General features: G+C 37.1%; 16 protein-coding genes. 5 read left to right on the forward strand and 11 right to left on the reverse strand.

From position 1 onward, the window contains the following. Positions 1–148: 148 nt before the first annotated feature. Genes SHYC_RS09885 through SHYC_RS09910 form a run of 6 tightly spaced genes read right to left on the reverse strand, consistent with a single transcriptional unit; the run spans position 149 to position 4,389 of the window. A complete protein-coding gene (locus tag SHYC_RS09885) occupies positions 149–1,153 on the reverse strand; it encodes a 5-oxoprolinase subunit C family protein (protein ID WP_039646763.1) in 1,005 nt (334 codons plus the stop codon). Then, positions 1,150–1,833, reverse strand: a complete 684-nt coding sequence (locus SHYC_RS09890; protein ID WP_039646765.1) for a 5-oxoprolinase subunit B family protein — start codon at positions 1,831–1,833, stop codon at positions 1,150–1,152. Before SHYC_RS09890 ends, SHYC_RS09885 begins: the two co-directional genes overlap by 4 nt. 17 nt (positions 1,834–1,850) lie before the next feature. After that, a complete protein-coding gene (locus tag SHYC_RS09895; RefSeq protein WP_039646767.1) occupies positions 1,851–2,054 on the reverse strand; it encodes a hypothetical protein in 204 nt (67 codons plus the stop codon). Between the two features lie 12 nt (positions 2,055–2,066). Then, positions 2,067–2,675, reverse strand: coding sequence for an aminotransferase class IV (locus SHYC_RS09900; protein WP_039646769.1), 609 nt, complete (start codon positions 2,673–2,675; stop codon positions 2,067–2,069). 3 nt (positions 2,676–2,678) lie between these two features. Then, positions 2,679–3,812 carry an aminodeoxychorismate synthase component I gene (gene pabB, locus SHYC_RS09905; protein ID WP_039646771.1) on the reverse strand — a complete coding sequence of 378 codons (1,134 nt, stop codon included), beginning with the start codon at positions 3,810–3,812 and terminating at the stop codon, positions 2,679–2,681. Further along, complete coding sequence (locus SHYC_RS09910) at positions 3,796–4,389, reverse strand: anthranilate synthase component II (protein WP_039646773.1); 594 nt, start codon at positions 4,387–4,389, stop codon at positions 3,796–3,798. The genes pabB and SHYC_RS09910 overlap by 17 nt, the downstream gene beginning before the upstream one ends. Before the next feature lie 463 nt (positions 4,390–4,852). On the opposite strand from SHYC_RS09910, the gene queC reads away from it, so the two are divergent. The 5 genes from queC (at position 4,853) to SHYC_RS09935 (ending at position 7,680) form a co-directional block, all read left to right on the forward strand. After that, positions 4,853–5,521, forward strand: a complete 669-nt coding sequence (gene queC / locus SHYC_RS09915; RefSeq protein ID WP_039646775.1) for a 7-cyano-7-deazaguanine synthase QueC — start codon at positions 4,853–4,855, stop codon at positions 5,519–5,521. Then, positions 5,521–5,952: a 6-carboxytetrahydropterin synthase QueD gene (gene queD / locus SHYC_RS09920; RefSeq protein ID WP_039646777.1), complete on the forward strand. Its 432-nt coding sequence runs from the start codon at positions 5,521–5,523 to the stop codon at positions 5,950–5,952. The genes queC and queD overlap by 1 nt, the downstream gene beginning before the upstream one ends. Next, entirely contained in the window at positions 5,945–6,658 is a 714-nt protein-coding gene (queE, locus tag SHYC_RS09925; protein WP_039646779.1) for a 7-carboxy-7-deazaguanine synthase QueE, read from the forward strand. The genes queD and queE overlap by 8 nt, the downstream gene beginning before the upstream one ends. Positions 6,659–6,758: 100 nt before the next feature. Then, positions 6,759–7,346 carry a hypothetical protein gene (locus tag SHYC_RS09930; RefSeq protein WP_052257849.1) on the forward strand — a complete coding sequence of 196 codons (588 nt, stop codon included), beginning with the start codon at positions 6,759–6,761 and terminating at the stop codon, positions 7,344–7,346. A gap of 76 nt (positions 7,347–7,422) precedes the next feature. Further along, positions 7,423–7,680: a GlsB/YeaQ/YmgE family stress response membrane protein gene (locus SHYC_RS09935; RefSeq protein WP_039646781.1), complete on the forward strand. Its 258-nt coding sequence runs from the start codon at positions 7,423–7,425 to the stop codon at positions 7,678–7,680. Positions 7,681–7,881: 201 nt separating this feature from the next. On the opposite strand, the gene SHYC_RS09940 is transcribed toward SHYC_RS09935, so the two are convergent. The 5 genes from SHYC_RS09940 to SHYC_RS09960 all read right to left on the reverse strand — a co-directional run bounded on the left by SHYC_RS09940 (position 7,882) and on the right by SHYC_RS09960 (position 14,450). Further along, a complete protein-coding gene (locus SHYC_RS09940; RefSeq protein ID WP_039646783.1) occupies positions 7,882–8,853 on the reverse strand; it encodes a glycosyltransferase family 2 protein in 972 nt (323 codons plus the stop codon). Positions 8,854–9,149: 296 nt separating this feature from the next. After that, positions 9,150–10,514, reverse strand: a complete 1,365-nt coding sequence (locus SHYC_RS09945; protein ID WP_039646785.1) for a hemolysin family protein — start codon at positions 10,512–10,514, stop codon at positions 9,150–9,152. Between the two features lie 345 nt (positions 10,515–10,859). Next, on the reverse strand, positions 10,860–12,773 hold the full coding sequence (locus SHYC_RS09950) for a PTS fructose transporter subunit IIABC (protein ID WP_039646787.1): 1,914 nt from the start codon (positions 12,771–12,773) through the stop codon (positions 10,860–10,862). Position 12,774: 1 nt separating this feature from the next. Then, positions 12,775–13,698: a 1-phosphofructokinase gene (gene pfkB / locus SHYC_RS09955; protein ID WP_039646789.1), complete on the reverse strand. Its 924-nt coding sequence runs from the start codon at positions 13,696–13,698 to the stop codon at positions 12,775–12,777. Then, positions 13,695–14,450 carry a DeoR/GlpR family DNA-binding transcription regulator gene (locus SHYC_RS09960; RefSeq protein WP_039646791.1) on the reverse strand — a complete coding sequence of 252 codons (756 nt, stop codon included), beginning with the start codon at positions 14,448–14,450 and terminating at the stop codon, positions 13,695–13,697. Before SHYC_RS09960 ends, pfkB begins: the two co-directional genes overlap by 4 nt. Positions 14,451–14,486 lie beyond the last annotated feature (36 nt).

The following is a 14,486-nucleotide window of genomic DNA, read 5'->3' on the forward strand; positions in this document are numbered from 1 at the left end:
ACAGTTGTAGATAATTTAAGCTTACACATATTCGGCTTCAATATTAGCGCGTTGATGAATATCCCACCTTAATATTATAGAAAAAGGCAAAGAAAAAGTGACTCACTACCTTCCCTTACCTTTCCTACATTAATATTACGATGTTGCGTTATTTTAACATTTCACTTTGCATCCGATATTCGATTCCATGAAATAATTGTTTAATCCATTTGTGATATTTCACAAGATTTTGTTCAGCTTGAAGTACATCAATAAATTGAAACTTAATTTTAGATCCTTGTCTTTTTTGCGCAATTTTCGTGAGATGATACGTTGCAATTGTACCTATTTGAGGGTAACTTCCTAAAGTATAATGGTCGTTTAACAATACGATTGGTGAACCGTCTTTTTTTACTTGTATCGTACCACGCTTGACCGAACGATGTGGTGGAAAGCCATTATAGTAGGCTTTAATCGGTGCGCCTTCTAAAACAATCCCCATACGGTTTGCTTTACTTGTGACACAATATTCACCACGTGTAAATTGTGTTAATATGTTGTCATCAAAGTCTTCAGTTCCTTTATTTGGTATGACGTGCACAACATCAGAAAGATAATTAAAGGATAACGCATATCCATCTACACCCCAGTCTGTATGTCGTGTTACTTCAAGGTTTTCAAATAATTTATGGTGACGGTCATTATAATCTCGTTTCATTTGAATTTCATCGCCATCTTTGAGTGTATGTCCATGGAATCCGCCCATTTGAGAGATAATGTCGGTTGACGTAGATCCTAACCATTGATCTACTTCATATCCGCCTGCTATTGCCATATAAACACGTGCACCACGCTTAACATGATCAAAAGACAATACATCGCCTTTATTCATTAAATATAATGTATTAATTTTCACGCGCATGTCTTGAGTATGCGCAATAGCTTGAGCACCCGATAAGGCTATTAAAGTAGGCTCAGTAAAACGAATACGCGCCATTTGATTCGTCATTTCAAGTGTAGCTTCATTCTTATCATTGCCGACCAAACGATTTGCGATTTCATGTGCTAGAACATCTAGAGCACCACTTCGAATTACGCCTAAGTGTTCATACCCCACACGACCAAAATCTTGAAAACTTGAAAATAACCCGCCTTCTTCAATGATGATTGTCATCGTGCGTCACCTCTTTCTTCGGCATCATAAAATTTAACGTGATCACCTATAGACATGAGTACCATGTCGTCACGATTCACATCAAATAATTTTAAAGGTGTATAGCCAACCACAAGCCAATCTTCATAAATATCAGTCGTAGTAATTCCGCATTTTTTATTTTCTAAAATGACAGACCCCGCTGGGATGAATTGCTTTTCTTTAGCTGTATGATTGACAGCAAGGGCTTCTGGTAGTCCTGATAAATATGGAAATCCAGGCGAAAAACCCATCATAGACACAAAATATTCAGGCGCGGTATGTTGTTGTATATAAGCTTCACGTGAAATATGAAGCTCTTCTAAAATCGATTCAAAATGTGGTCCATATTCTCCACCATAATAAATGGGCACCATAATACAATGACGTTTTTCGTCCCAAGTTTTATGACTTAAATCAATTTTTTCAATTAATGATTTCATATGTAAAAATGGTGACGCGATGTTTAGATGTTTCATCATTTGTCTTGCGTCATATGAAATAAGCATATCTGTTTCGGTCGGCACAATTTCTGTAATAAATGGGTACTCTTGTTCCAATAGATATTGCCGTAACACTAATAAACGTTCTGTCGCTTCAGGTGTAAGTGCACCTTTCAAGGAAACAACAATCGCTTGATCACCTTGGCTATAAACCTTCATGATTTTCACTCCAGTAATTATTTATAGAATAACTTCAAAATAAACACGAGCCATTTTAAAATAGCTTCCACAAAACAGTAAATTAACACACCTTGCATGACGAGTACTAAAATGAGCCAAATATACGCTAACCATTCTAGCCCTCGACTTAATAATTGATGATTTATCCATTGACCTAACCACAACAAACTGATAATACATAGGAGATATAAAAGTATCATACAGCTCACCTTCTAAATGTCACTCAGTTTTACAGGAACCCAGCCTCTTAAACTGTTAATCATCCATAGTTTACCACCTTGATTTAGAAATTGCTTTAACAAATTGACATTCAATAATTTTAGTTCTATTTCACCTTGGTCAAGCAATGATTGACGCATACATCCACGAAGAAAGTCATTGGCATACGGTGGGGTATAGTAATGCCCACCATACTCAACGACTACATTACCAATATCAAATTCTAATACTTTTTCAGTGTCGTCAAAAAGTAAAATCAATTGCGTATGATGCGCATGCTTCAAGTAATCACGTTCGGTTGTTTTAAAGATTCTTTGCCAAGTAGGCGTAGAATTGTCCACTTGTTTTAAGCACGCTGTCATTTCTTCACTTTCGTATAAAATCGCATGCTCACAGCGAATTTCACCGATTTCATCAACAATGATTTTAACCCGGTAAATTCCTTCGTGAAATTTCTTTTCAAGATGATGAATACGTTCTGACCAAACCGTTTCATCAAAGTCCACTTTTAAATGCGCACAGGCTTGTTTGATACGGTTGCGATGATAAGTTTCACGCAGTAGACACCCATGTTCTAAACGCATCGTTTCGAAAAGTTCCATTATTTATCCCTCTAAAATTTTAGTTTTATCTTTAAACTCTGCATATTCTTGTTCAATGTCCGAATCTATTGTAATGCCTGCGCCTACACCATAAATGGCTTTTTGCCCCAAATATTGAATAGTTCGAATTGGAACGTTAAACACAGCCCGTCCATCTGGTAAACAAAGCCCTAACGCCCCACAATAAATATGTCTTGGAGCACGCTCTAATTCATTGATAATTCGCATCGTGTTCACTTTTGGGGCGCCTGTAATTGAGCCACACGGGAAAAGTGCACGTAGCATATCGTTAAGCGTCACACTTGAAGCAACTTCTCCCGTAACCATCGAGGTCATTTGAAAGACGGTGGGATAGCGCTCAACATCAAACAAACGTGGTACGCGAATTGTACCCGGAGATGCAATACGTGTAATATCATTTCGCAACAAATCTACAATCATTACATTTTCAGCACGATCTTTTCGAGATGTTTGTAGTGCCGATTCGTTTTGTATATCTTCCTCTTTATTGTTTCCTCTAGGCATCGTTCCTTTCATCGGTTTACTCACTATCGTGCGTTTACCGTCTTGGAAAGAACCGACTTGGAAAAATAATTCAGGCGAAATTGAAGCAATTTTAAGGGCCTCTGTATCGATCATTGCGGTATAATGTCCATTCATTTTTGAAGTAAGCCGTTTATACAATGTTTGAATATCCGTGGATTGGGATGCTTCAAGACGCGTCGTATAGTTCACTTGATATGTTTCGCCTTCAATAATTTCTTGATGAATACGTCTTATTTGATTTTGAATGTGTCCTTTTGATTCCGTAAAAGTGAAATCCAGTGATGGTTTTTCATTTATTGTAATGTCTTCACCAATATGTATTGGTTGTTTATAGACGTAACACGCGGCATAAATTCCATTTTCTGGCGCTTTAACTTCAAAACTAGCGTTATAATATTTTGCCGCTTCGTAAGGCAAATAAATCACTACGTAGTATCCCGCTTTTTGATATGTTTCGGCTGTGTCAATCACCTTTCCTACTTCTGTAACGTATGTAGCAATGCATTGATGAATCACATCGTCAAAAGCATAGTGTAATTGCTCCGTTTGATAGGGATTGGTGTAATATTGAAAATTAAATGTGGCAACCATGTTTTAAACCTACCTCATTAAAAAAGTTGTTCATTTGGGCACAGCCATGCTCCGACATAATAGATTCCGGATGATATTGTACCCCGTATATCGGACGCGATTCATGCTTAATGCCTAGCACAATCCCATCCTCATTTTTTGCAGTAACCTTTAATGGGGCACGCAACGAAGTTATATCGACCATTAAAGAGTGATAACGCATCACTTGAAATGGAGATGGCAGTCCTTCATACAATGCGCTTTGGTCATGATAAATCTTCGTGGTATGTCCATGGACCGGCCAAGGTGCCTTAACAATGTGACCTCCATAAAATGCAGCAATAAGCTGAAAACCAAGACACACCCCAAGTATAGGACATTGATATTCGAAATGTTTCAGAACTTCAAACAAAATCGGATAATCTTCCGGTGTACCAGGTCCCGGAGAAATCACGATGGCTTGAGGTTGTAACTGTTGAATTTTATCAATCGTCGCCTCGTGTATATCTATTACTGTGACATGATGAGATGTTGCTTGATATATCAAGTCTACAACATTATATGTAAACGAATCTTTATTATCTATCATTACTATCATCTGAATTCGCCTCTATTTTCTATAATAAGTCTATTATCACAGATGTTAGAGCGATTGACAAAGGGGTTATTAGAATTTCATCTTGCTTTCTAATGGTAAATGTATTAAAGTATGGAACGTAACTAAAAGACAGAGGTTCCTAGCTTTCAACCCTCTATAAAAAACTAGACACCTTGTCGTGATGTGCTATATCCACATCGCATGATTTGGTCTAGTCCTGTCTGTCTTTTTAATAAAAGGCAGATTTTTTTATGGACACAGGGATTTGGCATTAGGACAGTGTCATACAATGACTGTCCTACGCCCTTCTCATATACTACAGTGAGTTTAATTTTGATACAACGTCTCCACCTTTAATATACGTTTAAAATTCATCACGTATATTATAAATGATACCCACTTCTCATCTAAACTCAGTGTAACAATACGATTTAGGAGCTTCTATAAAAAGGAGCGGTTTTTTATGTCAGAAGTGCTTCAAAACGAAAAAGCACTTGTCGTTTTCAGCGGAGGGCAAGACAGTACTACTTGTCTTTTTTATGCGAAAGCACATTTTAAAGAAGTTGAACTTGTTACATTTGAATATGGTCAACGACACGCGCAAGAAATTGAAGTCGCAAAAAAAATAGCACGTGAACAAGGATTGAAACATCATGTCCTTGATATGTCTCTTTTAAGCCAACTCTCACCCAATGCGTTAACCTCTCATGATATGGCCATTGATGCGACTCATGATGTGCCAAACACCTTTGTTCCAGCGCGCAACCTACTTTTCTTATCTTTTGCAGGCGCACTCGCGTATCAAATTAAAGCGAAACATATTATTACAGGAGTGTGTGAAACGGATTTTTCAGGCTATCCCGATTGTAGAGATACATTTATTAAATCTATGAATATTACGATGAATCTTGCGATGGATAAAGATTTTGTCATTCACACCCCACTCATGTGGCTCAATAAGAAGGAAACTTGGGCGCTCAGTGATCAACTCGGTGCATTGGATTATATTCGAACACAAACATTAACGTGTTATAACGGGATTATCGCAGAGGGTTGTGGTGAATGCCCGGCCTGTCAATTAAGACAAAATGGTTTAGAAGCATATTTAAAAGAGAAAGGAGCACACTCATAATGTTACATCAAATGTACCCACAAGTCTCACATCATTATATTTATGAACTAAATAAAGATTTCAACTTTTCAGCGGCACATGCGATTTGTGATAAACGTGCTGGTAAATGTGAGCGTGTACACGGGCATACGTACTTTGTGAACTTAACAATTGTCGGTGATACACTTGATGATTTAGGGTTTCTCGTTAATTTCAGTACGTTAAAACAATTAGTACACGACCAATTTGATCATCATTTATTAAACAACCTTCCTTTATTTAAAGGCAAATCGCCTTCGACTGAAGTGGTCGCAGAAACGATTTATGGTATAGTGGCATCTCATTTAGAAACGTTGCCACATCAACCGCAATGCGTACAAGTATTTTTGAGAGAAACGCCTTCGAGTTATGTCGTTTACCGACCAAAGAAGAAGGAGACACCACATGGTTAAAATACCTGTCTTAGAAATATTTGGCCCTACGATTCAAGGTGAAGGACGTGTCATTGGACGTAAAACGATGTTTGTACGCACAGCTGGTTGCGATTTCCGTTGTAGTTGGTGCGATTCTAAATTTACTTGGGACGGTAGTGCTAAAGATGATATCCGAATGATGACACCAGAAGCCATCTTAGATGAACTTAAAGCAATCGGTGGGAATCAATTTAACCATGTTACGATTTCTGGTGGTAATCCAGCATTAATTAAGGGAATTCAGGCACTCGTAGATTTATTTCAATCAGAGCGTATTCAAACTGCATTAGAAACGCAAGGAAGTAAATTCCAACCATGGATGCGTCAAATTAACGATTTAACAGTGTCACCAAAACCACCAAGTTCAGGTATGAAACAAAATTTAGATATTTTAGATTCAGTCATTAATCAATGCGTTCCTGAAACATTAAATCTGAAAGTTGTCATTTTTGATGAGGCAGATTATCATTTTGCACAAACAATACATCACCGTTACCCACACCTTCCATTTTATTTACAAGTCGGTAATCCCTATTTAGAAGCTGACGTTGATCACCATACAGATAAATTACTTTTACGCTATGAAACATTGATCGATCGTGTCATGACAGATGCATCAATGAACAATGTTTTCGTTTTACCACAACTTCATACATTACTTTGGAGTAATAAAAAAGGCGTTTAAATTATAAACAATTAAATTATTAAAAAAGGACCATTTCACATGCTATCTCTACATCTTATTGTTATAATGAAAAGATGAATTAAAAAGATAGGAGAACACAATGGTCCTTTTTGTTATATTGAATATTGTAGTCGTCGGCATTATATTAATAATCGATTTATATAAAAATCAGTTTCAGTCATATAGATTTAGTAGCTCGCTGTTAGCGATTGCAATAAATAGTTTTTTAAATCAAATACTATTAGGTAAAATCACCTTTATCTCCTTAGCTGCAATGTTCATGTATATTGCTTGGACCATTATACATTTTTATGTCGATCGTCAAGATCAACCATTTAAAGTAAAAAAACAAAAATTTCTATTGGCAATTTTTACAATAATGGTAAGTATCACGTTGATGGTTACCTACCAAACAGGTGATGAATCCTATTATATGTCTGTGCCGTTTGCCGCACCTACCATTTTTATTTTTGGTGGCATTTTATTCTTTTCTAGCGCGTTACACTCACCTTCTTTCCAACAATTTTACAAAAAAATCAAAGTCAAAAACCCTCTTTGGGTTGGCACTTTTTTTATGATACTCGGTCTTATTGTTTTATCTCTATTAACACCGCAATGGTATGTTATTTTAGCCATCTATTTGTGCTTTTTTGCACTCATCACATTAGAAAAATTGTATAAATTTTAAAATTTGATGATTAGACTTGGTTTATACGTGGTATATGTATCAAGACAATAGCTTAGGCATAAAGGAGGTTTTTTTAATGGGCTTTATTTTAATGTTAATCGTAGGTGGACTTATCGGTTGGGCTGCTGGTGCAATCCTCGGTAAAGATATTCCTGGTGGTATTATTGGTAATATTATCGCTGGTTTAGTTGGTTCAGCGTTAGGTACAGCGTTACTTGGTCACTGGGGTCCATCTTTAGGTGGCGTATATATTTTACCAGCTTTAATTGGTTCTATTATTCTTATCGTATTAATTTCTTTAATTTTAAGCGCGTTACGCGGTAAAAAACGTTAAGATAGAAATAATTTAAATGTGTCAAAGACAAACCCGCTTTTTACAAGTAGGTTTGTCTTTTTTTATTACCTAACACATGGCAATGGTTAAAATGCGTATTCAAATCGTTTCGCGTTGCTTCAATGTCAATCTTTGTATTTCTCTATAACAAAAAAAGCCCTCTAAATATTGGGAATCATCCCATTATTTAGAGGTTCTTCTTTAATGTGATTCATGATCTTTCGTCCATTTTGGAGGTTGTAGGTTTGAAGTTTGGACAATATATTTTGGTCTTCGTTTAACTTCGTAATAAATACGTCCAATATACTCACCGATAACACCTATTGAAATCAATTGAATGCCACCTATAAAAAGCACCGCTGCAATGATTGTAAAATATCCTGGTACCGATACACCATGTGTGATGGTATCAAATAATAAATAAGCAACGTACAGCATACTCATCATAAAAATAATCAATCCAAGATAGATCATTGTACGCAGAGGTTTGTTGTTAAACGAAATTAATCCATCAATAGCATAATTTAACAAACTACCGAATGACCATTTTGATTCTCCCGCTTCTCTTTCTACATTTTTATATGTAATAACTTTTGTATTGTAGCCAATCCACGCAAATAGCCCTTTTGAAAAGCGGTTATATTCACTTAAACTAACGAGTGATTGCACGGCCCGTTGACTGAGCAATCTAAAATCACCCACACCATCTTCTAGATGAATCTCCTCAACAAAATAATTAATCAATTTATAATACACACGCGTCATGAATTTACGCGACGCATTTTCACCATCGCGATTTCGTTTTGCGATGACTTGATCGTATCCTTCACGATACTTATCAACCATTTGCGGAATAAGTTCAGGTGGATGTTGTAAATCAGCATCAATCATCACCACAGCATCACAATCTGTACTATGTTCAAAACCTGCTATCATAGCAGATTCTTTACCAAAATTACGACTAAACGAAAGATATTTTACTTGCGGCATTGTTGCGGCTGCATTTTGAAGGATTTCAATTGTATCGTCTTTGCTACCATCATCAACAAACAATACATCATACTTAAAAGATTTTAACTTTGACGCTTCATCTAAGATTGTAGTTAATTTTGTAATAGTTTCTTTAATTATTTCCGTCTCGTTATAACAAGGCACGATGACTCTTAATTTCATGTTAGTGCACCTACTTATCTCCACTATTTTTTCTAAAGGCTTACATTATAAATATCATTTTGCGTGCTTTTCCGAGCGTTGATATTTTATCCTATTTATATTTAAATAAGTTTCAAATCTACTTTTAACTATACCAAGATTAAGACGCCTACATCTAGCAAAAAGAAATATTCAACATAAATTCGTAAAACTGCGCCCATCGCTTTTATACAACGCAAAAATTTGAAGATACCTTTAAAGAAAACGGACACGCACTTATACACGACAAAGATAAGCCTACATGTCCGTTTATAATGTTATTTGTCTTGTGTGTTGTCTTGTGTGTCGTCGTCATCAGCATCGCCAATTCGGCGACGTGATTCATGACATTCATAACGCAACAATACACTGATAATTTGATGGTTTTCAATTTCGGAAACAATCCATCGATCATATTGCGTATCAATATAGTCGTCTTGTTCAAGCTCTGTATTTTGGGATTGTAACCAACCACCGATAGTATCAATATCATCTGAATCTTCAAACGCTATTCCATATTCTTCTTCAAGATCACGTAATAATACACGGCCATTGATTTGGAATGTATTATCATCTAATTTAATGATGTCATTAATTTCATCATCGTCAAATTCATCTCTAATTTCACCCACAATTTCTTCAAGGATATCTTCCATAGTTAATATCCCTGCAGTACCACCGTATTCATCAATAATTAAACTGATGTGAACATGTTCACGCTGCATTCGGATGAGCGCATCACTAATTCTTGTCGTCTCTGAAATCATGGGCAACTCATGGATATAGTTTCCAATTTTTATCGGTGTACCTGAAGCATACTCCGTTAAAAACTCTTTTACATTGATAAATCCTTTAATGTGGTCTTTATCTCCATCTTCAGTAATTGGATAACGTGTAAATTGATGTTCTTTGATTGTTTCGAGCAACTCATCAACATTAAACGGTTCATTTAATGTAACCATTTGTGTTCTTGGTACCATAATATCTTTTGCATGACGTTCATCAAATGAAAATATATTTTGCATATAAGCAAGTTCTGTTTGGTTAATTTCGCCACCATGGTAACTATTATTCATAATAATTTTAAGTTCTTCTTCAGACATAGCTTCATTCCCTGCATTAGGATCCGCACCAAACAAACGAATAATCAATCTAGCTGAACCGTTCATGAGCCAAATTAGTGGTTTCATGATTAAACCAAAAATGTAAAGTGGACGCGCATATAATAACGCAATATTTTCAGTGTATTGAATCGCTAACGTTTTCGGCGCAAGTTCCCCGACTACAACATGAATATATGTCACGATAATAAAAGCTGTTACAATTGAGATGGTAGCTACTAATGCATTAGGTAAATTTAAAAGTTCAATCACTGGATGTAAAATACGTTCAAATAATGGCTCTCCTAACCACCCTAATCCAAGTGACGTGACTGTAATGCCTAATTGACACGCAGACAAGTAATAATCTAGATTGGAAATCATTTTTTTCACAACTCTTGCATTCCCGTTGCCTTCTGCAATCAGTTGTTCTACTCGTGAAGCGCGTACTTTGACTAACGCAAACTCCGAACCCACAAATACTGTGGTTAATGCAATTAATGCTACAAATATTGTTAAATATAATATGGTCGTACTATCCAATTAATTCCCTTATAGAAAGGGATTCACCTCCGTTATTTTGCATCGCTCATGTAAAGGCGATGACATCAAAAATGTAATACGTCGTGCGCGTGCCGTTCTTGATGTTAAATCCTTCCCATTGAGCTTCCCTCCAGACACAAAAATATTAATTTTATCATAGCATAATTCTTAGTGAAATTATACTATAAATACTCACTCTGAAAACGTGAGATATATGTCCCCAAACCTTTTAATGGTCATTCAATTTTAAATGTAAGATTAAAAAACCTTCAAAGTCGGTAAAAGATGACGTTTGAAGGTTCTATATAAAGGCCTGCCTCACTTACAATGCCTATATGTTCATATTTATTTCACTGTTGTATTGGTATTGACATTCTTTTTTAAAATACCATAAATCATCGCACTAACAAGTGCACCGATTAAAATCGCAATGATTGTGAATAATGCGTGACCTAAATCTGTGCCAAAAATAACTACTAAACCACCATGTGGCGCTTGAATACGAGAGCCAAAGAGTAATGCTAAGCCACCCGCTATACCTGAACCAAACATCATAGATGGGATAACACGTAATGGATCTGCCGCTGCAAAAGGAATGGCACCTTCAGTTATAAATGACGCCCCCATCACAAAGTTCGGAATAATTGATCCACGTTGTGCTTTAGTGAATTTCTTTCTAAAAAGCAACATCGCAATAGCAATGGCAATTGGCGGTACCATACCACCAACCATGGCAGCTGTAATCGGCGCAGCGTTACCTGCTGTTAACGCAGCCGTACTAAAGACATATGCCGCTTTATTGAACGGACCACCCATATCAATGGCCATCATCGCGCCAATAACTACACCTAAAATGACAATGTTAGAACCTGAAAGTCCATTAAGACCGTTTTGAAGTGCTTCATTTAACCATGCTGCAGGTGTATTAAATACATAAATCATTAATAAACCTGTAATGAGAACTGAGAAAATCGGATAAATTAACGTTGGTTTTAAACCTTCTAACATTGGTGGGAAATTTTTCGTTAATGCTTTAATCCCTTGTGTTAAGTAACCCGCTAAGAAACCAGCAATAATCCCACCGATAAATCCAGAACCACCTGTTACAGCTAACATACCACCTACTAAGCCAGCAGCAAAGCCTGGTTTATCAGCGATACTACGTGCAATGTACCCTGCTAAAATAGGTACGATAAGCGCAAAGGCACTTTTATTCCCTATTTCCCATAGCGTTGCAGCAAATGGATGATACTCGGAACTTTTAGGATCAAACGCGTTAGGTCCAATCATAAATACAATTGCCATTAAAATACCACCGGCGATGACTAACGGTAACATATTGGATACACCATTCATTAAGTGTTTATAAATGGTTTTACCTATACTCAACTTTTCTTCTTTTGCATTGGAAGTGTCCTGACGTCCTTCGGCAACGAAAGGTTTTCGATTTGAATCCATTGCTTTTTGAATTAATGTTTCAGGACGCTTAATACCATCTGCAACCGGTACTTGGACAACATTTTTCCCGTCAAAACGATTCATTTCTACATGCACATCAGCCGCGACAATAATTCCTGTTGCGCGTGCAATGTCTTCGTCAGTTAATTTATTTTTAATACCACCTGCACCGTTCGTTTCCACTTTCATTTTAACGCCCATTTGATCCGCTTGTTTTTTTAGTGCGTCACGAGCCATAAACGTATGCGCAATACCTGTAGGACAAGCTGTCACTGCTAAAACATAAGGTTCGTCACTGTTTGAAGGCACCCCCGTTTCTTGAACATCAGTATGGTCATCCGTTGCTTCATCATCCGCTTCATTAATAACCGCCAATACTTCTTCAGGTGTTTGAGCTTCAAGTAACCGTGCACGTACAGCTTCATCCATTAAGACACCTGACAATTTAGCCAGTGCATCCAAATGTGTTTGTGCACCTGTTTCAGGCGCAGCAATCATAAAAAATAAGTGTGCAGGCTGCATATCCAGACTGTCATAATCGATACCTGCCTTAGATTTACCAAACGCGATTGCTGGTCGATCTACAGCTGCGACTTTCGCATGCGGTATCGCAATACCTTCTCCAATACCTGTTGAACTTTGACGTTCACGATTTTGAATCCCTTCAATAAAAGCCGTGACGTCATTTAATTTCCCAGCTCGATCAAGTTGGGAGGCAAGTTCCTCGATTGCGCTATTTTTGTCTTTCGCTGTTAAGTCCATTGCGATTGTTTCTTTAGTGAGTAACTCTGTAATTCTCATGTTACCCCTCCTTATTTAATGGTGTCACTGACACGCTTGATTGTAATAACTCTATTGCTTCTCGTTCTGCTAAATCATCATTGAATGCAGTCGCGGACCCAGCTGCAATAGCAAGTTCTAATTGTTTTTCAACATCGTACGCTAACGATAAGCCAGCGAGCATCCCTGCAACAGTACTGTCACCCGCACCGACCGTATTCACTACACGTCCTTTAGGTGCCGAAATTTTATAAGCCTGCTTATGATCTACATAAATCGCACCTTTTCCTCCAAGAGAAACAAGAACCGTTTGTGCACCTTTATGGATTAATTCAGTGGCATAATGTATCACTTCTTGGTCCGTTGTGATTTGTGTATGAAACATCTCTTCAAGTTCATGTTGATTCGGTTTAACAAGTAAAGGGCGATACGGTAATATACCTTCCATCAAGCCTTTTTCAGCATCCACAACAAGTCTTGCTCCCGTTGACTCTACGACTTTAGCAATATCCGCATACGTTGATTGCGGCAAACTACTCGGTACACTTCCCGCTAAAACAACGATGTCATTTTCAGTCGTTTGTTCAATATATCTTATCAAGTCTTGAAATTGTTGTTTGCTGATATGCGGTCCTGATGCATTAATTTCAGTCTCTTCTTCACTTTTCAATTTAATGTTGATACGTGTGTCTTCATCGACTTCAGTAAAATGTGTTTGAATACCAAATGATTCAAGCTGAGATTGGATAAACCGTCCAGGAAAACCTCCGATAAATCCCAAAGCTACGGAAGGAACGTTGAGCGTATTTAGAACGCGAGAGACATTAATACCTTTTCCACCTGCAAACTTAGCAGTGGCTGTTGAACGGTTTAATGTACCTGTTTGGTAGTCATCCAAAAAAACGATGTAATCTATCGATGGATTTAAAGTCACTGTATATATCATTCTGCTCCTCCTAAAAATTCATATTTGGCTTTGAAACGACTTAAATCAATCGTGTCCATCGCCTTCTGTGACGTAATAATAATAGGGTCATCCTGTGTATGGATGCGTGCAAAATAACTTTGATGAAACTTTGATGCATCTGCAAGAATATACGTTTGTAATCCTTGTTTCATCGCATTTTCTTTCATCAATGCTTCTTGCTCATCTGGGGTAGTAAATCCCGTGTCACAATCGATACCATTAATCCCTAAAAACACTTTATTAAATGAGTAGTGCTTTAAACTGTCTGCTGCTCTAGGACCTACAACAGCTAAAGTAGTTGTTTTAATCGTTCCACCCACAATAATAGGTTGTAATCCTTTTTTAATCAACGCATCAACATGTGGCAGTCCATTTGTGACAACCGTAACGTTTTGTGCGTGCACATGAGCAATCATTTCTAATGTTGTAGAGCCTGCATCAATATAAATACAATCATCGTCTTTAATAAGTTGCGCCGCATTTTTAGCAATGTTTATTTTTTCATCTATATGGTGTGTTCGTTTCGCATCTAACGCAAGTTCATGTTGTACCTGGCTTAGCTTAGCACCACCATGGACACGTATGAGTACGCCATCATTTTGGAGTTTGGTTAAGTCACGTCGAATGGTAGATGCGCTACAGCCGGTATACTCCATTAAATGTTGTAACGATAAAAAGTGATGTTGTGTGAGTGCAGCAATAATCATTTCATGCCTTTTTTCAGTTAACATACCTCCACCTCATTTCTATTCCAGTATAATGAATGC

The organism is Staphylococcus hyicus (genome assembly GCF_000816085.1).
Lineage (GTDB): Bacteria > Bacillota > Bacilli > Staphylococcales > Staphylococcaceae > Staphylococcus > Staphylococcus hyicus.